The organism is Frankia sp. AvcI1, assembly GCF_001420875.1.
Taxonomy (GTDB): Bacteria; Actinomycetota; Actinomycetes; order Frankiales; family Frankiaceae; genus Frankia; species Frankia alni.
Map to the genome: position 1 here is coordinate 109621 of NZ_LJFZ01000017.1, position 19640 is coordinate 129260.

The following is a 19640-nucleotide window of genomic DNA, read 5'->3' on the forward strand; positions in this document are numbered from 1 at the left end:
CGTGCCGACTCCGAGTCACGCCCCCGGCGGCACGACCCCGGCGGAGTTCAGGTCCGGGTTCGCCTGCCTCGTCGGCCGGCCCAACGCCGGCAAGTCGACGCTGACGAACGCGCTGGTCGGCACCAAGGTCGCCATCACCAGCGGCCGGCCGCAGACGACCCGGCACGCCATCCGGGGCATCGTGCACCGCACCGACGCCCAGCTCGTCCTCGTCGACACGCCCGGGCTGCACCGGCCGCGCACGCTGCTCGGCCAGCGTCTCAACGACGTCGTGCGCGCCACCCTGTCCGAGGTCGACGTCGTCGGCTTCTGCATGCCCGCCGACGAACCCGTGGGCCGGGGTGACCGCTTCATCGCCGAGGAGCTGTCCCGACTGCCGAAACGGACTCCGGTGGTGGCCATCCTGACCAAGACCGACAAGGTCGGCGACGCCGACAGGATCGGCGCGCGGCTGCTCGACGTGGCCGGCCTCGGCGACTTCAGTGACATCGTCCCGGTCAGCGCCATCCGCTCCTACCAGGTGGACGTGCTCGCCGACGTGCTGGCCGCCCGGCTGCCGACGGGCCCGGCACTCTACCCCGGCGGCGAGCTGACCGACGAGCCCGAGCAGGTCATGGTCGCCGAGCTGGTCCGGGAGGCGGCGCTGGAGGGAGTCCGCGACGAGCTGCCGCATTCGCTGGCGGTGGTCGTCGAGGAGATGATCCCTCGGGAGGGTCGATCGCCCCAGAACCCGCTGCTGGACGTGCGGGTGAACGTCTTCGTCGAGCGACCCAGCCAGAAGGCGATCGTCATCGGCTCCGGCGGCTCCCGACTCAAGACGGTCGGCACCCGGGCCCGCGGGCAGATCGAGGCGCTGCTCGGCACGCCGGTCTTTCTGGACCTGCACGTCAAGGTCGCGAAGGACTGGCAGCGCGACCCCCGCCAGCTACGCCGCCTGGGCTTCTAGCCCGCGGCCGGGGCCGCCCGCCGCCGACCCGCGCGCACGGTCCGCGGGGGTGCGGTCACGCGCGGTGCGGTGCGCACGGCAAGTTGCGGTGCGTGCGGCGAGTTGCGGTGCGTGCGGCAAGTCGCGGTGCGACGGGCACGGTTTCGGGGGCTGAAGCGTACGGAACGCACCGCAGCCGCAGGGTGCCGGTGCCGATCAGCGGCCGAACGGCCACCGTGGCCACCGATGTCGGCGGGGAAGCGCCCGGGTCGGAGGGTCGGACCCGTCGTTGACGACCGCGCCGTCGACGATCTCCAGGATAGGTGGCATGGCCCGCCGCGGTCGCCGCTGCGCCGCCGCGGCGGCGTCCGCGGTCGCGGGGGAGGGGCCGGGGGTGGGGGCGGGGGATCCGTCGTTCGGTGTCCCGGCATCACCGGAACCGGTGCGCCGGGACACCGGGGCGTCACCGGCCGCCTCGTCCGGTTCCCTGGCGGTGACCTGCTCGGACTCGGCCTGCATGCGCTTCCTGACCGGGTCGGTGATCACGGTCTCGTCGGCCCTGGTGCTCGGGTCGGCCGCGAGGGTCTGGTCGGCCGTGAGGACCTCGTCGGGCGTGGAGGTCTGGTCGGGCGTGGTGGTCGGGTCGGTGGGGGTGGCCTTGTCGGTGGGCGTGACCTGGTCGGGGTGGGTGTCTTCGGCGGACTCCGGGGGCTCGCCGGACGTCCCGAGGGAGGCCGAGGATCGGTCGGATGACGGGGCCGGCTCGGCTGCGCCGGCATCGTCAGGTGCCGCGGGCCGGCCGGCTGCCGAGGGTGGGCCGGCTGCAGAGGTCTCGTCGGCTGCGGAGCTCCCGTCGGCTGCGGAGCTCTCGTCGGCGGCCGGTGTCACGGCGGAGCCGGGTGCCGCCGCGGCTCGCGCGGGTGGGACGGGGATGGCGGCGGCCGGGTCGTCAGCGAGGGTCAGCGGTGGTGCGTCGTCGGTGAGCGCGGCGTTCAGCAGCGCCTGGCGGTTGGCGAGGATGAAGGCCTTGGNCTCCGGGGGCTGCAGGGCGTAGCGGCTGAGCTTCTTGCCGNGCAGGTCTATCCGTTCGACGTCGTAGCGGCCCTTGGCGGGGTTCGTGAACTCCTCGCCGGTGCGCTTGCTCAGGTCCATGGAGACCAGGCGGCAGACGAAGAAGTGCNACACCGCGATCCCGTCGCCGCGTGGCGGGCTGGTGAGGAACACCTGCTGGACGCGGTCGACGGTCGCGCCGAGCTCCTCGGCGAGTTCGCGGTGCAGGGCCGCCTCCACCGAGCCGTCCTCGCGGTCCACCCCGCCGCCGGGGGTGGACCAGTAGGGCTTGCGCTTCGGCAGTGTTCGCCGGAAGACCACCAGCCGGCCGTTGCCGTCGATGAGGATCGCTCGCGCCGCCCGCCGTACCACCCGCACCAAGCCATCATCCGCAACCTGCGGGTTCCCCCGCGGAGGGAGTCCGGCTTCCATCGGCAAAGGTGACCATTTGTGTTCTCTCGTAGCCACTTGTGTTCTCTCGTATACGAGAGGTTGCGAAACGGGGCCGGTTCGTCGTGGCCATCTGCCGGATGACCTCGCCTTACCGCGCCGACCCCGGGTCGTGCAACCATGGGCGGGTGCCGGTGTATCGCGACGAAGGGGTCGTCCTGCGAACGACCCCTCTCGCCGAGGCTGACCGCATCATCACCGTGCTNACCCGGCGTGGCGGCCGGGTCCGGGCTGTTGCCAAGGGTGTGCGCAAGACATCCTCGCGGTTCGGCTCCCGGCTGGAGCCGGGCACCTACGTCGACCTGATGCTGCACTCCGGCCGGTCACTGGACACCGTCACCCAGGCCGACATCATCTCTCCCTACGGCACGACGATCGCGCTCGACTACGCCCGGCACACCGCCGCGGCCGTGATGCTCGAGACCGCCGAGCGGCTGACCAGCGAGGAGCGTCAGCCCGCGCTGCGGTTGTTCCTGCTGCTCGTCGGTGGTCTGCGCACGCTCGCCGCGGGGCAGCGACCGGCTCCGCTCGTGCTCGACGCGTACCTGCTCCGATCGCTGGCGGTGTCCGGCTACGGCATGGCCCTGGACGACTGTGCCCGGTGCGGGGAGCCGGGCCAGCACCTGTCGCTGTCCGTTGCCGGCGGCGGCGTAGTGTGCCCGCAATGTCGTCCGCACGGCGCGGCGTCGGTCTCGGCGGGTGCGGTGCGACTCCTCACCGACCTGTTGCGCGGCGACTGGGACGGCGCGCTGGCCAGCGAGGCGCGCGCCCGGCGGGAGGCCGGCGGCATCGTGGCCGCCTATCTCCAGTGGCATCTCGAACGGGGGCTGCGCGCGCTGCCGCATCTGGAACGGGCATGAGTGGCCGGGGCCTGGCGGGCACCGGACCGCGCCGTTCGATGACCACGCCGCGGCGGCGTCGCGTCGATCGATCCGCGGGTCGCTGGACGCGTTGGTCGGGGGGCGCACTGGTCGGGGGACGACGCGCTGGTCGGGTGGGATGCGCTGGTCGGTGGGATGCGCTGGTCGGTGGGATGCGCTGGTCGGTGGGATGCGCTGGGAGGGGATGAGGACGGACATGGTGAGGTGGATAGCGGCGGTGGGGGCTCCCGGCGCGATCCGGCGTCGGCAGGGGGACGGTGCGGCGATGGCAGATATCGGTACGACGGATGACGGCTCGGCGCTGCCCCGGCCGGTTCTGGGGAGGTAGGCAGTGACTTTGCGCAATGACGTGGGGACGCGGTTCCGTGATCCGCACCCCCATCCCTCGGGGGCGCGGCCCCCGGCGCTGCCGCGCAGCCTGGTTCCGCGGCACGTGGGCATCGTCATGGACGGCAACGGCCGCTGGGCCAAGCGGCGCGGNCTCGCCCGGACGAAGGGGCACGAGGCCGGGGAGGATGCGCTGTTCGACTGCGTCGAGGGGGCGATCGAACTCGGCGTGCGCTGGCTGTCGGTGTACGCCTTCTCNACGGAGAACTGGAAGCGCTCGCCGGACGAGGTGGCGTTCCTGATGCGCTTCACCGACGGAGTGTTCGGCCGACGGATCGCGGACATGGACGCGCTCGGGGTGCGGGTGCGGTGGGCGGGGCGTCGTCCCCGACTCTGGGGGAACGTGATCCGGCGCCTGGAGTCCTCGGAGGAGCGCACCCGCGACAACGACCGGCTCACGCTGGTGATGTGCGTGAACTACGGCGGCCGGGCCGAGATCGCGGACGCCGCGGCGGCGATCGCCCGGGACGTGCGTGAGGGGCGGCTGCGGGCCGACCGGATCGACGAGGCCACGGTGAGTCGCTACCTCGACGAGCCCGACATGCCCGACCTCGACCTGGTCATCCGGACGTCCGGCGAACAGCGGCTGAGCAACTTCTTGCTCTGGCAGGCGGCGTACGCCGAGTTCTCGTTCGTCGAGACGCTCTGGCCCGACTTCGACCGCCGCAACCTGTGGCAGGCCTGCGAGGAGTACGCCCGCCGGGACCGCCGCTACGGCGGGATCGTCGCCCATCGTGCCTGACCATCCCGCCGACGCCGACGCCGACGCCGACGCCGACGCCGACGCCGACGCCGACGCCGACGCCGACGCGCGCGCGTCGTCGGACGCGGCGCCGTCCGGCCCGGCGGTGGCTGGCGAGCCCGGGTCCGGGTGGCCCGGCGCCGGCGCCGGCTGGGCGAAGGCGGGTTCCGGCGCGCCGGTGGTCGCCGAGATCCGCTTCACGGTGCCGGCGACGGCCGCAGCCGGCTTCCCCGCGGCGGCGCGGGCCGCGCTCGACGCACTTGCCCGGGCCGCCGGTTTCCGGTCCGGCCGGCTCGCCCGGGCGCTCGACGAGCCGGCGTCCTGGCTGCTGACCAGCGAGTGGGACGGCCCCGGCCCGTGGCGTCGGGCCCTGTCCGCGTTCGAGGTGCGGTACGCCCTCACGCCGCTGCTCGTCCACGCCGTCGACGTGCCCGGCGCCTTCGAGGTGCTCGCCGCCCTCGATCCGCCCGGGGCTCGGGATGCCGGCGGCGACCGGCTCGGCGTCGATCCCGTCGATCCTGTCGAGACGGCCGGCGGGGACGTCGGTCGCCTCGCTCGGACCTACCGTTCGGACCGCGCTGCGGACGCGGACACCGCCGCGCCCGGCTCGTCCTGACCGGCCTCGACCGTTCGGCGTCCCGTGATGCCCGCCGGCCGACGCCCGTCGGNGCGAATCCGGCCGCGTCCGGCCTGGCGCCGGATTGTCGGTGCCGACCGGTAGCCTCGACTCAGCATCAAGGACCCATGGATATCCGGGCTCCGACGCCTCGCGATGTCGGATCTCGGGGACCGGACCCAGGGCGACCGGGCGGGCCAGATCTTCGGGACTCCCATCCATGATCGTTGGAGGGCCTGTCCTCGGGAGGTCGCCGCGCGCGGCCCGGTGCCGGACCGTGGGTGGGGCGCCCCGCCCCGCTCGTGACCGTGACAGCGAAAAGCCGAGGCTCACCCGATGTTGACCATGCAGGACGCGTTGCTGGCGCTGACCCGCTACTGGACCGACCGCGGTTGCATGATCATGCAGCCGTTCAACACCGAGGTCGGCGCCGGTACGCTCAACCCGGCGACGGTGCTGCGGGTGCTCGGTCCGGAGCCGTGGCGGGTGGCCTACGTGGAGCCGTCGGTCCGCCCCGACGACTCCCGCTACGGGCAGAACCCCAACCGCCTGCAGACGCACACCCAGTTCCAGGTGATCCTCAAGCCCGATCCGGGCAACGCCCAGGAGCTCTATCTCGGCAGCCTGGCGGCGATCGGGGTCGACACCGCCGCCCACGACGTGCGCTTCGTCGAGGACAACTGGGCCTCGCCCGCGCTCGGCGCCTGGGGGCTCGGCTGGGAGGTGTGGCTCGACGGCCTGGAGATCACCCAGTTCACCTACTTCCAGCAGGCCGGCGGCCAGACTCTCGACACCATCAGTGTCGAGATCACCTACGGCATGGAACGCATCCTCATGGCGCTGCAGGGGGTCCGCCACTTCAGCGAGCTCGCCTACGCCCCGGGCATCTCCTACGGCGAGGTGTTCGGCCAGGCCGAGTACGAGATGTCGCGGTACTACCTCGACGACGCCGACATCGACACCGTGCGCCGCCTCTACGCCGACTACGCCGCCGAGGCCCGCCGGCTCGTCGATGCCCGCCTGCCGGTCCCGGCGCACTCCTACGTGCTGAAGTGCTCGCACGCGTTCAACATCCTCGACTCGCGCGGAGCCGTGTCGACCACCGAGCGGGCGACCTCCTTCGCCCAGATGCGCGGGCTGTCCCGCGAGGTCGCCGCCCTGTGGCGGGATCGTCGGGAGGAGCTCGGCCACCCGCTCGGCGTGGCGAGCCCGCCCCCGGCGGCCGTGCCGGTCGCCATGACCACCGCGGTGCGCGCGCCGGCGACCCTGCTGTTCGAGATCGGCACGGAGGAGCTGCCTGCGGCCGAGGTGACCCGCACGGCGGCGGCGGTGCGCGCCGGCCTGCTCGACCGGCTGGCCGCCACCCGCCTCACCCACGGCGACGTGCGCGTGCAGGGCACCCCCCGCCGCATCGTGGCAATCGTCGACGACGTGGCCCCGCGCGAGCCGGACGTCGAGCGGGTGGTGCGCGGCCCACGGGTCGCGGCCGCCTACGACGCCGCCGGTGCGCCGACGAAGGCCGCGGTGGGCTTCGCCCGCGGGCAGGGTGCGGATCCGGCGGATCTCCAGGTCGTCACCCACCGCGACGTCGAGCACGTCGCCCTGGTCCGCACCGAAGCCGGCCGGGACGCCACCGACGTGCTGGCCGAGGTCCTCGGCGAGCTTGTCGCCGGGCTGCGCGCGGAGCGCAACATGCGCTGGAACGACCCGGAGCTGTCCTTCAGCCGCCCGGTGCGCTGGCTGGTCGCCCTGCTCGGGGAGACGGTGGTGCCGGTCGCGGTGTCCTCCCTCGCCGCCGGCCGGACCACCGTGGGCCACCGCCGGGCGGGATCACCGCCGATCGAGGTGGCCAGCGCCGACGGCTACCCGGAGCTGCTCGCCACGCGCTCGATCCTGCTCGACCCGGCGGTGCGTCGCGACCTCGTCCTGGAACAGGCCGCCAAGCTCACCGCGGACACCGGCGGCCACATCGATCCGGACGCCGACGCCGACACCCTCGCCGAGGTGACGAACCTCGTCGAGTTCCCGCGGCCGCTGCTGGGTGCCTTCGAGGCGCGGTTCCTGGAACTGCCCGCGGAGATCCTCACCACCGTCATGCGCAAGCACCAGCGGTACCTGCCCGTGCGCGACGCCGCGGGGCGGCTGCTGCCGGCCTTCGTCGCCGTCGCCGACGGGCAGGTCGACGACGCCCTCGTGNGCGCCGGCAACGAGGACGTTATCCGGGCCCGGTTCACCGATGCCGCCTTCTTCTACGACGCCGACGTCAAGGTGGCGCCGGAGACCTTCCGCGCCGAGCTCGCGAAGCTCACCTTCGAACAGCGGCTCGGTTCGGTCGCCGACCGGGCGGACCGGATCGGGGCGCTGGCCCGCGCGCTCGGCGACGAGATCGGCCTCGGTGCCGACGACCGGGCGACCCTCGACCGGGCGGCCACGCTCGCGAAGTTCGACCTGGCCACCCAGATGGTGGTCGAGCTGTCCAGCCTCGCCGGCACGATGGCCCGGGAGTACGCCCGCCGGGCCGGCGAGCCCGAGGCCGTCGCCACAGCGCTCTACGAGATGGAACTGCCGCGCCGGGCCGGCGACGACCTGCCCGCCACCGTCGCCGGGTCGCTGCTCGCCCTCGCCGACCGGCTCGACCTGCTCGTCGGGCTGTTCGCCCTGGACGCCGCGCCGACCGGCAGCTCCGACCCGTTCGGGCTGCGCCGGGCGGCGCTCGGCGCCGCCGCGATCCTCGGCAGCCGGCCCGAGCTCGCCGGCCTCGCCGTCGCCGACGTCCTCGCCCGGGCCGCCCGGCTCACCCCGGTGCCGGTGTCCGAGCAGGCGCTCGCCGCGGCCGAGGCGTTCCTCCGCGGTCGCTACACCCAGCAACTCCTCGACAGCGGGGTCGACCACCGCCTGGTCGGCGCGGTCGGTCCGCTCACGGGCACTCCGGCGCGCGCGGCAGCCACCCTGGCGACGCTGCGCGGGCTGATCGCGGTGCCCGCCGCGGCGACATCCGCGGGTGAGGCATCCTCGGCGACGCCCTCGACGCCCTCGACGCCCTCGACGCCCTCGACGCCCTCGACGCCCTCGACGACGGGTGATCAGGTCGCGTTCGCCGCCCTGGCGGCGGCGCTGCAGCGGGTGCGCCGCATCGTTCCGGCGGATGCCCCCGCGATCCTCGACGGCGAGCGGCTCACCGAGCCGGCCGCCGCCCGGCTCCTGGCCGTCGTCACCGCGTTGGCGGAGCGCCTGGGTGCACGAGCAGGTTCACCCGCTCCGGTCGTGGCGGACAGTCCGGTCGTCGGGGACGCTCCGGTGGTGGGGGACGTCGCGGCCGGCTCGGGGGCGTCGGCGAACCCGGCGTTCGTCCCGCTCGGTGAGCTCGTCGCCGCGGCGGGGGAGCTGCCGGCCGCGATCGACGGCTTTTTCGACGCGCTGATGGTGATGGATCCCGATCCGGCGCTCCGGGCCGCCCGGCTCGGACTGCTCGCCAGGATCCGGGACCTCACGGCGGGAACCCTGGACTGGGAGGCACTCGGCTCGCTGCCCGCCTCGGGGCACTGATACGGCAGGGAGTGAAACGGCGGGCACAGATCCGGCGGGCACCGATGCGGTGGGCGCAGGCCGCCCCGCCGTACGGTCACCCGCGAAAGAACCAGGACAAACGGGCGCATAGGCCGCGCTGTGTCGGATAGCCCGCGACGGGGGGCTACTGTTCCATCGCGTGGGTCTGTCCCGTCCTAGCCTCGCTGTCCATCCGTTTCGCGCGACCTGGTACCAGGTGCCCTGGTGGCGGTGGGCGATCCGGGCTGTGGCCGCGGTCGTCGCCGCCATCGTGATCCTCACTGTGGTGACGTTCGTTCAGGTGTGGTGGGTGGGCCGNGAGGATCACCGGCCCACCTCCGACACCCTGGTCGTCCTCGGGGCCTCGCAGTACGACGGGCGTCCCTCGGCGGTCTTCGCGGCCCGGCTCGACCACGCCCTGGAGCTCTACCGGCAGGGCGTCGCACCCAACGTGATCACGATCGGCGGCAAGCAGCCCGGCGACCGCTACACCGAGGCCGAGGCAGGCGCCGCCTACCTGCGCCGCCGGGGCGTTCCGGCCGATCGGGTGATCGTCGTCCCGGAGGGTTCGGACACCCTCGGTTCGCTGACCGCCGTCGCGGGGGTCATGAACACCCGGCACTGGCGGTCGACCGTCCTGGTCACCGATCCCCCGCACAGCCTGCGGTCCCGGACGATGGCACGCGACCTCGGGCTGGACGCGACCACGTCGCCGGTGACCCGCGGCCCGGCCGTCCACGGCTTCGACACCAAGGTCCGCTACATCATTCGCGAGGGCATCGGCTACCGCTGGTACCAGCTCTTCCACCGGGCCTCGCCGCCCTCGGCGACCACGCGGGCGGTCTGAGCTCGGGCCACAGACACCGGGTACCGGACAGGCCCGCCGCCGGCACCGACCGGCTCGGCACCTTCCGGCCTGTGGGTGGCCGCCCGCCGGGCCGGCCACGCGCGGGCGGGCGGCGGTGGGCAGCGGCGGGGCGGCGGAGGTCACGCGACGGCCGGCCGGGCGACATCAAGTGTTTCGGACGATGTGACCTACCCGCAGCTTGTTCGACCCTCTTCGGTGGTCACCCGCGCTGGTACGGTTCGGATCGCCGGGTGAGAGGGTAGTGCGACAAGCGGNAGTGACGCAAGGCGGCGGAAGCGGCCACCCGACGCGTGCGACAACACCCCGGAAATCANCTTCCGCGAGTGTAACGACTTCCTAAGGAGACTGGTGTGGCAACTCCCGTATCCGAGAGTGCGGTCGGGACGGCCGATCTGGAGACAGTCCGGGAACTCGCGCAGCAGTTGCGGGTCGACTCGGTGCGCAGCAGCACCTCGGCCGNCTCCGGGCACCCCACCTCTTCCATGTCCGCCGCGGACGTGCTGGCCACCCTCGTGGCCCGGNACCTGCGCTACGACTGGGACAACCCCGAGGACCCGGCGAACGACCACCTGATCTTCTCCAAGGGGNACGCCTCGCCGCTGATCTACTCGATCTTCAAGGCGGTCGGGGTCGTCAGCGACACCGAGCTCATCAACGGCTACCGCCGCTTCGGCGAGCGGTTGCAGGGCCACCCCACCCCGATCCTGCCCTGGGTCGACGTCGCCACCGGGTCGCTCGGGCAGGGCCTGCCCGACGGTGTGGGGGTGGCGCTCGCCGGGAAGTACCTGGACAAGGTGCCCTACCGCGTCTGGGTGATCTGCGGTGACAGCGAGATGGCGGAGGGGTCGGTCTGGGAGGCGCTGGACAAGGCCTCCTACTACAACCTGTCGAATCTGATCGCGATCGTCGACGTCAACCGGCTCGGCCAGCGTGGCCCCACCGAGCTCGGCTGGGATCTCGACACCTACGCCAAGCGGGTCGAGTCGTTCGGTGCGCGGGCGGTCGTCATCGACGGTCACGACATCGCCGCGATCGACGAGGCGCTCGCCGGGGCCGAGGACGCGACCCGGCCGACCGTCATCCTCGCCCGTACCCACAAGGGCGCCGGCTTCTCGGAGACGTCGGACAAGGAGGGCTGGCACGGCAAGCCCTTCCCCGAGGACATGGCCAAGCGTGCCATCGCCGAGCTCGGCGGCGAGCGCAACCTGCGCATCCGCGGCCCGGTGCCGGGGCCGGACTTCCCGCGGCCGGAGCCGATCAGCCGGCCGGCGATCACCCTGCCCAGCTACGAGCTCGGCGCCAAGGTCGCCACCCGGCGGGCCTACGGGCAGGCGCTGGCCGCCCTCGGGGCGCGCACCGACGTCGTCGCCCTCGACGCCGAGGTCAGCAACTCGACGTACTCCGAGGACTTCGGCAAGGCGTACCCGGACCGGTTCTTCGAGATCTTCATCGCCGAGCAGCAGCTCGTCGCGGCGGCGGTCGGCCTGTCGGTGCGCGGCTACGTGCCGTTCGCCTCCACCTTCGCCGCCTTCTTCTCCCGTGCCTACGACTTCATCCGGATGGCGGCGATCTCCCAGGCCGACATCCGGTTGTCCGGCAGCCACGCCGGGGTGGAGATCGGCGCGGACGGTCCGTCGCAGATGGCGCTGGAGGACCTGGCGATGATGCGGGCCGTCGGCGGATCGACGGTGCTCTACCCGAGCGACGCGACGTCCGCCGCCAAGCTCGTCGCGGCGATGGNCGACCTGTCCGGGGTGAGCTACCTGCGTACCACCCGCGGCGCCTACCCGGTGCTCTACGGTCCGGACGAGNCGTTCGCCCCCGGCGGCTCCAAGGTGCTGCGCCGTTCGGACGGCGACACCGTCACGCTCATCGGTGCTGGTGTCACCCTGCATCAGGCCCTGGCCGCCGCCGACACGCTCGCCGCGGAGGGGGTCGCNGCCCGGGTGATCGACCTCTACTCGGTCAAGCCCGTCGACGCCGCGACCCTGCTCGAAGCCGCCCGGGCCACCGGGGGGCGCATCGTCGTCGCCGAGGACCACTACCCGGAGGGCGGACTGGCCAGCGCCGTGCTCGGGGCGCTGGACGACAGCGGGCTGCCGCTGTCCGTTCGCCATCTCGCGGTGCGCGCACTGCCCGGTTCGGGCACGCCCGAGGAGCTCCTCGACGCCGCCGGCATCTCGGCGAAGCACATCGTCGAGGCGGCCCGCGACCTGCTGCGCTGACGGTCTCCCGGCGGCGCGTGGCGCCGCCGGGGAGGACCGCCGAGAAGGGCCGAGACGGCAGCGGGGCCGGGGGGACGTCACCCCCCGGCCCCGCTGCCATCGTCACGCCCGTGGCCGCGTCGACCCGGGCCCGGCCGCCGTCACGCGTCCAGAAGAGCCCGGCGACGCGACCACCCCGCGTCGTCCCCCGCGGGTGAGTTCCGTACCGCCGCTGTCAGTCGTCGCCGGCCGGCGACGGCGCCCCACCGAAGGTCATGTCGACCAGGGTGAGGTAGAGCCGGTCCGGTCGCGGCAAGAACTGGATCTTGGATAGTGCCTGGTCCTGACCGGCGGACTCGACCACGAACTCGCCGTAACCGAGCAGCCGGCCCAGCGGATCCCGGTTGTAGGTCAGATCGGTGATCTTGGACAGCGGCATCGTCTGGACCTTGCGAAAGAAGATCCCCGACACCTTCAGCAGCCGCTTGTCGGTGATCATCAGATGATCGAACTGCCAGTCGGNGACCTTCCAGAGCATCCGCAAGATCATGAAGAGCGCGAAGTACCACAACAGTGTGGTGATGAAGCCCGCGTCGACGTCCTGCGCGGCGAACAGGATGTTCGCCACCAGGGCGAGCAGCACCGCACCCAGGGTCTGGAGGAAGACGGGAAGCAGGACGGCCCAGTGCAGCCGCACCATCATCACCAGGCGTTCCTGCGACGCCAGGTACTTGGTGTCGCGCTGGGCCGGATCCGGGAGCTGAAGTCTCACCACGTCCGCAGTGTCCCAGACATGAGGGCCGCCTGGGCGGGCATTACAGAGCGGTGTCGGTGACGAACGTGGACACCCCGTCAGCCCATGACTGCAACCATCCGAACACGCGGTCGATGATACTTGCTGCACTGTTGGGTGCGGTCACCACGAAGAAGATGACGAACGCGATCGCGCCATACTTGATGATCTTGTCCACGGCGGGCCTCCGGGCCGATTGGTGAAGGGTGCGCACAAAGTATCGTCGCTGCGATCGGCCGAGGTCCCCGAATCGCGCCGATACGCTCAACCTCGTGGTCGGTGAGTGGTATGACGCTTCGGATACGGTCCGTCGGGTCTCGGAACGCCCGAAGGCTACACCGCAGCCGCGGTCCCCGTTCGCCCGGGATCGGGCGCGGGTGCTGCACTCCAGCGCGCTGCGCCGGCTGGCGGGAAAGACGCAGGTCGTAGGCCCGCTCGACGACGATTTCCCGCGCACTCGGCTCACCCACTCGCTCGAGACCGCCCAGGTGGGGCGGGAACTCGCGGCGGAGCTGGGAGCCGATGCGGACCTCGTCGATGCGGCGTGCCTCGCACACGACCTCGGACATCCCCCTTTCGGGCACAACGGTGAGCTGGCGCTGGACGAGGCGGCGGCGGCCTGCGGCGGGTTCGAGGGCAATGCGCAGAGCCTGCGGGAGCTGACGAGACTGGAGGTGAAGATCGTTGACGACGAGGGGCGCAGCGCGGGGCTGAACCTGACGCGCGCGAGCCTGGACGCCGCGACCAAGTACCCGTGGGCGCGCCGGGACGCCCCGCCGGAGCATGGCGGCAAGTTCGGCGCGTACGACGACGACCTGGCCGTGCTGGAGTGGGTGCGCGCGGGGGCCCCGCCGGGGCGGCGGTGCTTCGAGTCCCAGATCATGGACTGGGCCGACGACGTCGCCTACTCGGTCCACGACCTCGAGGACGGCGTCGTCGGCGGGCACATCGAGCTGGCCGCGCTCGACGACCCGGGGCACCGCGAGGAGCTGGCGGTCGCCACCGCACAGCGCTATCCGGGCGCCTCGGCGGCGGCGGTGTCGGCGGCGCTGGACACGCTGCGTGCCCAACCCTGGTGGATCCGTTCGGAGATCACGTCGGCCCGCGGCCAGGCGGCGCTGCGGACGATGACGAGCGAGCTGATCGCGCGGTTCTCCNGGGCGGCGGTGCGGACGACGCGGGAGCGCCATCCCGGGGGGCCGCTGCGGCGCTACGGCGCGGACCTGGCGGTGGATGCCGCCACAGTGGCGGAATGTGCCGCCCTCAAGGGGGTCACCGCGTGGTACGTCATGGAGCGGCCGGGTGCGCGGACCCGGCAGGCTCGGCAGCGGGAGGTCGTCGCCGAACTCGTGGACCTGCTGCTGCGGGGCGCCCCGCGGTCACTGGATCCGTCGTTGCGGGCTCGTTTCGAGCAGGCTCCGGACGACGCCGCCCGGCTGCGGGTGGTCGTCGACCAGGTGGCCCGGCTGACCGATGCGAGTGCCGAGCGGCGGCACGCCGCGCTGCGCGGGCAACCGGTGCACCGTGTGCTCTGAGCGGCCCGATCGCCGGTCGGCGGCCGCCCGCGGCGGGCGAGGGTGGCGTCGTGGCGGCCGGCGCGTCCGGGGCGGTGCGGGGTCCCCCGCGGGGGTGATCGTCGTACCCTCGGCAGGGGGAGCGGACCCGTCCGCGTCCGGGGTAGGGGCGCATCCCCCGACGGAGGGAGGGCCGCCACGGCCGGGCGCGAGGCCGCCGGCTCGGCCCGAGATGCAGGTGGCGGCCATTGTCCTCAACATTCCCGTGGCATGATCGGCACTGTCGTGCTTACGACACGTACCATCGCACCGGTAGGACCGATGTGAGCGGCGTCGCGGCCGACATCGGCCGGGGGTACGGCGACGGCGCCGTGGCGATCGGCTCCGCGGGAACGGGATGGCGCACTACTGGCGGGCGTTCTGCCCCGGGCGAGGTACCTCTCGCCCGACACGGACGAGGGGAGGGACGGGTGGCCGGACGAATCCGTGACGCCGACGTCGCCCTGGTCCGGGAGCGCTCGCCGATCGCGGACGTCGTCTCCGAACACGTCCAGTTGCGCCCGGCGGGGCGCAACGAGCTGGTCGGGCTGTGCCCGTTCCACGAGGAGAAGTCACCCTCCTTCTACGTCAACGTGGCCACCGGCCTGTTCCACTGCTTCGGCTGCCAGCAGGGTGGCGACGTCTACTCCTTCGTCCGCGAGATCGACGGGCTGAGTTTCCGGGAGGCCGCCGAGCGGCTGGCCCGCCGCNCCGGGGTCACGCTGACCTTCGAGGGCGGCGGCACCACGGACCGGACCGTGTCCAGCCAGCGCCAGCGGTTGCTGGAGGCGCACCGGATCGCGGCGGAGTTCTACGCCGAGCAGCTTGGCGGTCACCCCTCGGCCCGCGCCGGCTGGGACTTCCTCACCGCCCGGGGCTTCGACCTGACCGCGGCGCAGCGCTTCGGCGTCGGCTATGCCGCGACCGGCTGGGACACGCTCACCCGCCACCTGNTGTCGCGCCGCTTCACCGGCGAGGAGCTCGTGCTCGGGGGGCTGTCCAAACAGGGAGCCCGCGGGGGCCTGATCGATCGGTTCCACCACCGGCTCATGTGGCCGATCCGCGACCTGGCCGGCGAGGTGGTCGGCTTCGGCGGGCGCCGCCTCGCCGAGGACGGCTCGCCGAACGCCGGTCCGAAGTACCTCAACTCGCCCGAGACACCGCTGTTCAAGAAGGCGAGCCTGCTCTACGGGGCGGAGCTGGCCCGCCGCGACATCGCCCGGCGCTACCAGGTCGTGGTGGTCGAAGGCTACACCGACGTGATGGCCTGCCACCTCGCCGGGGTCACCACGGCCGTGGCNACCTGTGGCACCGCCTTCGGTCCGGAGCATGTCGGGGTGGTGCGCCGGCTGCTCATGGACTCCGACGAGCGTCGCGGCGAGGTGATCTTCACCTTCGACGGCGACGCCGCCGGCCAGAAGGCGGCCCTGCGGGCGTTCGAGCACGAGGAACGCTTTGCCACCCAGACGTTCGTCGCGNTGGAGCCCACCGGGCTCGATCCGTGCGAGCTGTGGATGCGCGGCGGTGACGCCGCCGTGCGCGAGCTGGTCGCCCGCCGCGTCCCGCTGGTGGAGTTCGCGATCCGCGGGGTGCTCGCCCGCTACGACCTCGACACCACCGAGGGCCGCCTCGCCGCGCTGGACGCCGCCGCCCCGCTGATCAACCGGATCAAGGACGCCGGCCTGCGCCATCGCCACGCGGTGAACCTGGACCGCTGGCTGGGCTTCCTCGACGAGCGGTTCGTGGCGCGCCGGGTCGCCGAGCACCGGGAGCAGCAGACGGGCGGCCGGTCCGCCGCCGTCGCCTCGGCGGTGGGCCGCCGGGAGCCCGCCGCAACCGACCCGACCGTCATCGTGGAGCGTGAGGCACTCAAACTCGCGGTCCAGTTTCCGGGACTTGCAGGGCCGATGTTCGACACGCTGGCCCCGGAGATGTTCACTGTTCCCGCGCACCGCGCCGTCCGCGAGCTCATCTCCGGTCTCGGTGGGGTGGGCGGGGGGCTGGCGAGGACCGGCGACGTCGCCGCGTGGGTGACGGAGCTGTCCGCGGCGGCGACGGAGGAGGGGCTGCGACGTTTCGTCACCGCTCTCGCCGTGGAAAGGGTGCTCTGCGACCGCGATGTGGATGATCGTTATGTCGACGAACAGATGTCACGCGTACAGGAGTTGCATGTGACACGTCGGATCACCGACCTGAAGTCGCGCGTGCAGCGGCTCAACCCGGTGGTCGACGCCGAGNCCTTCAACCGTGCTTACGGTGAGCTGATCGCTTTGGAACAGCACAAGCATCAACTCCGGGAGCGGGGCGTAGGTGCCGCGTAACCTGGGTCGATCCCGAGAAGGAAGTGACGAGATTCCGCCCATGAGTCCTACCGTCCTACCCCGCGAAGCCCAGGTGGACGAGGTCAAGGACCTCATCACCCGGGGCAAGGAGATCGGTTTCCTCACCACCGAGGATGTCACGGTCGCGATCCAGGCGGCGGAGCTGCCCCCGGAGCAGGCCGAGACGGTGCTGCAGGTGCTCAACGACGAGGGCATCGAGGTCCTTGAGGCCGGGGGCGAGAACCCCGACGAGGCCGATCTGCTCGCCCGNCGGCGCCGCGAGGAGGAGGAGCTCGCGCTCAAGGCACCGACCTCCGACCCGGTGCGCATGTACCTCAAGGAGATCGGCAAGGTCCCGCTGCTCACCGCCGAGGAGGAGGTCGACCTCGCCAAGCGGATCGAGGCCGGGCTGTTCGCCTCCGAGAAGCTCGCGGTGGCGACGAAGAAGACCTCCCCGCAGATGCGGCGGGATCTCGAGGCCATCGAGCGCGACGGGCAGATCGCCAAGCGCAAGCTGGTCGAGGCGAACCTGCGTCTCGTCGTCTCGATCGCCAAGCGCTACGTCGGTCGCGGCATGCTGTTCCTGGACCTCATCCAGGAGGGCAACCTCGGCCTGATCCGCGCGGTCGAGAAGTTCGACTACACCAAGGGCTACAAGTTCTCGACCTACGCCACCTGGTGGATCCGCCAGGCGATCACCCGCGCCATCGCCGACCAGGCGCGCACGATCCGCATCCCGGTGCACATGGTCGAGACCATCAACAAACTGATCCGCATCCAGCGGCAGCTCCTTCAGGACCTCGGCCGCGAGCCGAGCCCGGAGGAGATCGCCAAGGAGATGGACCTCACCCCGGACAAGGTCCGGGAGATCCTCAAGGTCTCCCAGGAGCCGGTCTCGCTGGAGACGCCCATCGGTGAGGAGGAGGACTCCCACCTTGGCGACTTCATCGAGGACTGCGACGCCGTCGTCCCGGTCGACGCGGCGAGCTTCATCCTCCTCCAGGAGCAGCTCGACTCTGTCCTGCACACGCTCTCCGACCGGGAGAAGAAGGTCATCCAGCTCCGCTTCGGGCTCACCGACGGCCACCCCCGCACGCTGGAGGAGGTCGGGCGCGAGTTCGGCGTCACCCGCGAGCGCATCCGGCAGATCGAGTCCAAGACGCTGTCGAAGCTGCGCCACCCGTCGCGTTCCCAGAAGCTGCGCGACTACCTGGAGTAGACGCGCCTGCGTGGCCACCCGGGTTGTTGACCCTGTGTGGTCACGTTATTACTCTTGGNTAGTATCGGTGTCCTGATCCTCGATGGTTGCTGTCCATCGATGCTCGTCGNCCCGGTGCGCGGCGGCACAGTCGGTGCCGTCTGTCCGGCCGAGAGGATGGCGAGCATGGCTGGCAGGGGATCCACCGTCGTACGCCGGCTACGCCCGCTGGCGGGATTCGCCGTGGCGACAGCCGGTGCGCAGAACTTCCTCGGCGCTCGATGGGTGCCCGCGCTGCTGGCCGTGACCCCGGCCGGGCGGCGCCCGCAGGTCGCGCTGCGCCTGCTGGCCTGGAGCCCGCACTACTTTCAGCCCGGCGAGCATGACCGTCACGCCGCGGCCGAGCGCAACCGGCGCACCCGGCAGGTGCTCGCCGACGAGGTGCTCGGCCGTTACCTGCAGGCGGACGACGATGTCCTCGACGTCGGCTGCGGCCCCGGCTATCTGGCCGCGGCCGTGGCGCCACGGGTCCACTCGGTGACCGCTGTCGACGTCTCCCGCGGGGCGCTGGCCTGCGCGCGGGTGTTGAACCCGGCGCCCAACCTGGACTACGTCACCGTCGACGAGTTCATCCGCGGTGGCCGTGACGTCGATGTCGTCTACTCCGTCGCGGTCGTGCAGCACCTCACCGACGAGGTGTTCGCGCGCGCACTGCGTGGTTGGCACGCCGCGCTGCGCCCCGGCGGCCGGCTGCTCGTGCACGTGGTCGTCGACGACCCCCGCTGGCGGACCGAGGCGCAGTGGCGCGCCGAACGGGGGCTGGCGGGCCGGTTGAAGCTCCGGTTCGCGCTGAACTGCTTCGGCCGCAGCGCCGACCAGGTGCGCCGACTCGTGACGGCGGCCGGATTCGGCGAACTGGAGCTCGTTCCGGTGGCCTCGCTCGCCGATGTCGACGACGACGTCGCCGGTCAGCATCTGCTGGTCGCCCGACGCCTCGACGTGGGAGCGGCGCCCGTGGCGACGCCGTCGCGCGGGCTCACGGTGCCGGCCCAGGCGACGCCCGTCGAGCCGTTCGACCTGGAGCCGTTCGACCTGGAGCCGCTCGAGCTGGAGTCCATCGCTCCGGCGACCGCGGACACCGACCGGACCCGCTGAGCGACCGGACCCGCTGAGCGACCGGACCCGCTGAGCGACCGGACCCGCTGAGCGACCGGACCCGCCGAGCGACCGGACCCGCCGAGCGCCCCGATCCGCGGGTCCGCCGCGGCGGGAGCGGTGGAGCACGGCCACGCCCGCCGGGTCCGCCGCGAGCGCGATCAGCCCGCGGCGCCCTCGCCGAGGAGCAGGTCGAAGTAGGGTCCGCGGTCGAACGGGTTGTCCTGGTCGGGCTTCAGATCCACCTCGAGCGCGGCGTGCAACGCGGCGGCGATCTCCTCGGTGGCCTCCCGCTCGTAGCCGACCAGCGCCGGTCCGGCGATCTCGCGGTTGTGGGCGCTGTCCAGCGCGACGACGGGCACTCCCATCATCCGGCCCTCGGCCATGGGGTAGCCGAAGGACTCGAGCTCGGCCGGGAAGAAGATGGCGTCGCACCGGATCATCATGTCGATGACCGTGGTCGCCGGGTGCTCCCTGACGAGCCGCAGGCGTGGATGATGCGCCACGGCGGGATCCTCGATCAGGTCCGCCCGGCCGGTGACGGTGATCGTGGCGTCGATGTGGTGGGGCGGTCCGGCGAGGATGTCGAGGGCCCCGAGCCCCGCCCGCAGACGGCGGGCCATCAGCTTGTGCGGGGTGATGATGATGGGGCACAGGAAGTCCACCGTCCCGGCGCCCGCGTCCCGCTCGCGGCGCTCGTCCGACCGGACCCGCAGCAGGTGNGGGTCCGGCGGCGTCACCGGGTTGAACGCCACGACCACCCGGTCCCGGGCGGCCGGCATGATCCGCAGGACCCGCTCGGCCATGCTCGTCGACGGAACGAAGATGTGGTCGGCCCGGCGCATAGCCGCCCACACGACCGGGGCCTGCGCGTGCACGGCCGGGCCGATCCGCAGCCCGAGCGTGCGCACCTCGTCCATCCGCAGGAAGTGCTGGGGGCCNTGGATGAGG

11 protein-coding genes and 22 pseudogenes are annotated in these 19640 nt (G+C 72.5%); 28 read left to right on the plus strand and 5 right to left on the minus strand.

The window, feature by feature from the left end; genetic code table 11:
* Position 1: 1 nt before the first annotated feature.
* Entirely contained in the window at positions 2-946 is a 945-nt protein-coding gene (era, locus tag UK94_RS18295) for a GTPase Era (RefSeq protein ID WP_011603185.1), read from the plus strand.
* A gap of 1160 nt (positions 947-2106) precedes the next feature.
* On the opposite strand, the pseudogene UK94_RS56935 reads toward era, so the two are convergent.
* Positions 2107-2407: pseudogene (locus tag UK94_RS56935) on the minus strand (NUDIX hydrolase); the annotation flags it as partial.
* 98 nt (positions 2408-2505) lie between these two features.
* Here UK94_RS56935 and UK94_RS74265 point away from each other — a divergent pair.
* The 17 genes and pseudogenes from UK94_RS74265 to UK94_RS56995 form a co-directional block, all read left to right on the plus strand.
* Positions 2506-2630, plus strand: a pseudogene (locus UK94_RS74265) (recombination protein O N-terminal domain-containing protein); the annotation flags it as partial.
* Position 2631: 1 nt separating this feature from the next.
* Positions 2632-3285, plus strand: a pseudogene (gene recO, locus UK94_RS18305) (DNA repair protein RecO); the annotation flags it as partial.
* Positions 3286-3637: 352 nt separating this feature from the next.
* Positions 3638-3786: pseudogene (locus tag UK94_RS56940) on the plus strand (isoprenyl transferase); the annotation flags it as partial.
* Position 3787: 1 nt separating this feature from the next.
* Positions 3788-3891, plus strand: a pseudogene (locus UK94_RS56945) (undecaprenyl diphosphate synthase family protein); the annotation flags it as partial.
* 1 nt (position 3892) lies between these two features.
* Positions 3893-4435 (plus strand): annotated as a pseudogene (gene uppS / locus UK94_RS18310) (polyprenyl diphosphate synthase); the annotation flags it as partial.
* Entirely contained in the window at positions 4428-5051 is a 624-nt protein-coding gene (locus UK94_RS18315) for an antibiotic biosynthesis monooxygenase (protein ID WP_055750800.1), read from the plus strand. The pseudogene uppS and the gene UK94_RS18315, both read left to right, overlap by 8 nt.
* Positions 5052-5387: 336 nt before the next feature.
* Positions 5388-7247 (plus strand): glycine--tRNA ligase subunit alpha (locus UK94_RS56950; RefSeq protein ID WP_235488527.1); only part of this gene is annotated, 1860 nt, incomplete at its 3' end.
* A 1-nt stretch (position 7248) separates the two neighbouring features.
* A pseudogene (locus UK94_RS56955) lies at positions 7249-8597 on the plus strand (glycine--tRNA ligase subunit beta); the annotation flags it as partial.
* Positions 8598-8757: 160 nt separating this feature from the next.
* Positions 8758-8915: pseudogene (locus tag UK94_RS56960) on the plus strand (YdcF family protein); the annotation flags it as partial.
* 1 nt (position 8916) lies between these two features.
* A pseudogene (locus UK94_RS18325) lies at positions 8917-9444 on the plus strand (YdcF family protein); the annotation flags it as partial.
* Positions 9445-9815: 371 nt separating this feature from the next.
* The coding region (locus UK94_RS56965; RefSeq protein ID WP_235488573.1) for a hypothetical protein at positions 9816-9924 on the plus strand (109 nt) is incomplete at its 3' end.
* 1 nt (position 9925) lies between these two features.
* Positions 9926-9986 (plus strand): annotated as a pseudogene (locus UK94_RS56970) (hypothetical protein); the annotation flags it as partial.
* 1 nt (position 9987) lies between these two features.
* Positions 9988-10052 (plus strand): annotated as a pseudogene (locus tag UK94_RS56975) (hypothetical protein); the annotation flags it as partial.
* 1 nt (position 10053) lies between these two features.
* Positions 10054-11205, plus strand: a pseudogene (locus tag UK94_RS56980) (transketolase); the annotation flags it as partial.
* 1 nt (position 11206) lies between these two features.
* A pseudogene (locus UK94_RS56985) lies at positions 11207-11276 on the plus strand (hypothetical protein); the annotation flags it as partial.
* Position 11277: 1 nt separating this feature from the next.
* A pseudogene (locus tag UK94_RS56990) lies at positions 11278-11404 on the plus strand (transketolase C-terminal domain-containing protein); the annotation flags it as partial.
* A 1-nt stretch (position 11405) separates the two neighbouring features.
* Positions 11406-11690, plus strand: a pseudogene (locus UK94_RS56995) (transketolase C-terminal domain-containing protein); the annotation flags it as partial.
* A 214-nt stretch (positions 11691-11904) separates the two neighbouring features.
* Here UK94_RS56995 and UK94_RS57000 read toward each other — a convergent pair.
* The 3 genes and pseudogenes from UK94_RS57000 to UK94_RS34730 all read right to left on the minus strand — a co-directional run.
* Positions 11905-12191 (minus strand): PH domain-containing protein (locus UK94_RS57000; protein WP_268761426.1); only part of this gene is annotated, 287 nt, incomplete at its 5' end.
* Position 12192: 1 nt separating this feature from the next.
* Positions 12193-12444: pseudogene (locus UK94_RS76215) on the minus strand (PH domain-containing protein); the annotation flags it as partial.
* A 40-nt stretch (positions 12445-12484) separates the two neighbouring features.
* On the minus strand, positions 12485-12640 hold the full coding sequence (locus tag UK94_RS34730) for a hypothetical protein (protein ID WP_173402683.1): 156 nt from the start codon (positions 12638-12640) through the stop codon (positions 12485-12487).
* Between the two features lie 94 nt (positions 12641-12734).
* On the opposite strand from UK94_RS34730, the gene UK94_RS18345 reads away from it, so the two are divergent.
* From UK94_RS18345 to UK94_RS18360, 10 genes and pseudogenes are all read left to right on the plus strand, one after another.
* A partial coding sequence (locus UK94_RS18345; RefSeq protein WP_235488529.1) for a deoxyguanosinetriphosphate triphosphohydrolase occupies positions 12735-13619 on the plus strand: 885 nt, incomplete at its 3' end.
* Between the two features lies 1 nt (position 13620).
* A pseudogene (locus tag UK94_RS57005) lies at positions 13621-13997 on the plus strand (deoxyguanosinetriphosphate triphosphohydrolase); the annotation flags it as partial.
* Between the two features lie 227 nt (positions 13998-14224).
* Positions 14225-14725: CHC2 zinc finger domain-containing protein (locus UK94_RS57010; RefSeq protein ID WP_235488531.1), on the plus strand; the 501-nt coding region annotated here is incomplete at its 3' end.
* Position 14726: 1 nt separating this feature from the next.
* Positions 14727-14968 (plus strand): annotated as a pseudogene (locus tag UK94_RS57015) (DNA primase); the annotation flags it as partial.
* A 1-nt stretch (position 14969) separates the two neighbouring features.
* Positions 14970-15315, plus strand: a pseudogene (locus UK94_RS57020) (DNA primase); the annotation flags it as partial.
* 1 nt (position 15316) lies between these two features.
* Positions 15317-15493 (plus strand): annotated as a pseudogene (locus UK94_RS57025) (toprim domain-containing protein); the annotation flags it as partial.
* Between the two features lies 1 nt (position 15494).
* A pseudogene (locus UK94_RS57030) lies at positions 15495-16252 on the plus strand (DNA primase); the annotation flags it as partial.
* Positions 16253-16376: 124 nt separating this feature from the next.
* Positions 16377-16606: RNA polymerase sigma factor region1.1 domain-containing protein (locus tag UK94_RS57035; RefSeq protein WP_235488533.1), on the plus strand; the 230-nt coding region annotated here is incomplete at its 3' end.
* 1 nt (position 16607) lies between these two features.
* Positions 16608-17555, plus strand: a pseudogene (locus UK94_RS18355) (RNA polymerase sigma factor); the annotation flags it as partial.
* A 165-nt stretch (positions 17556-17720) separates the two neighbouring features.
* Positions 17721-18689 (plus strand): class I SAM-dependent methyltransferase, encoded by a 969-nt coding sequence (locus UK94_RS18360; RefSeq protein WP_055750834.1) that lies wholly within the window; start codon positions 17721-17723, stop codon positions 18687-18689.
* Positions 18690-18850: 161 nt separating this feature from the next.
* On the opposite strand, the gene UK94_RS57040 is transcribed toward UK94_RS18360, so the two are convergent.
* Positions 18851-19411, minus strand: a 561-nt coding sequence (locus tag UK94_RS57040; RefSeq protein ID WP_235488535.1) for a glycosyltransferase, incomplete at its 5' end; no start/stop codon positions are given.
* Positions 19412-19640: the final 229 nt, after the last annotated feature.

Coding starts and splice junctions, on each gene's coding strand:
- UK94_RS18360 (WP_055750834.1), top strand. CDS start 17,721: ATGGCTGGCAGGGGATCCACCGTCGTACGCCGGCTACGCCCGCTGGCG.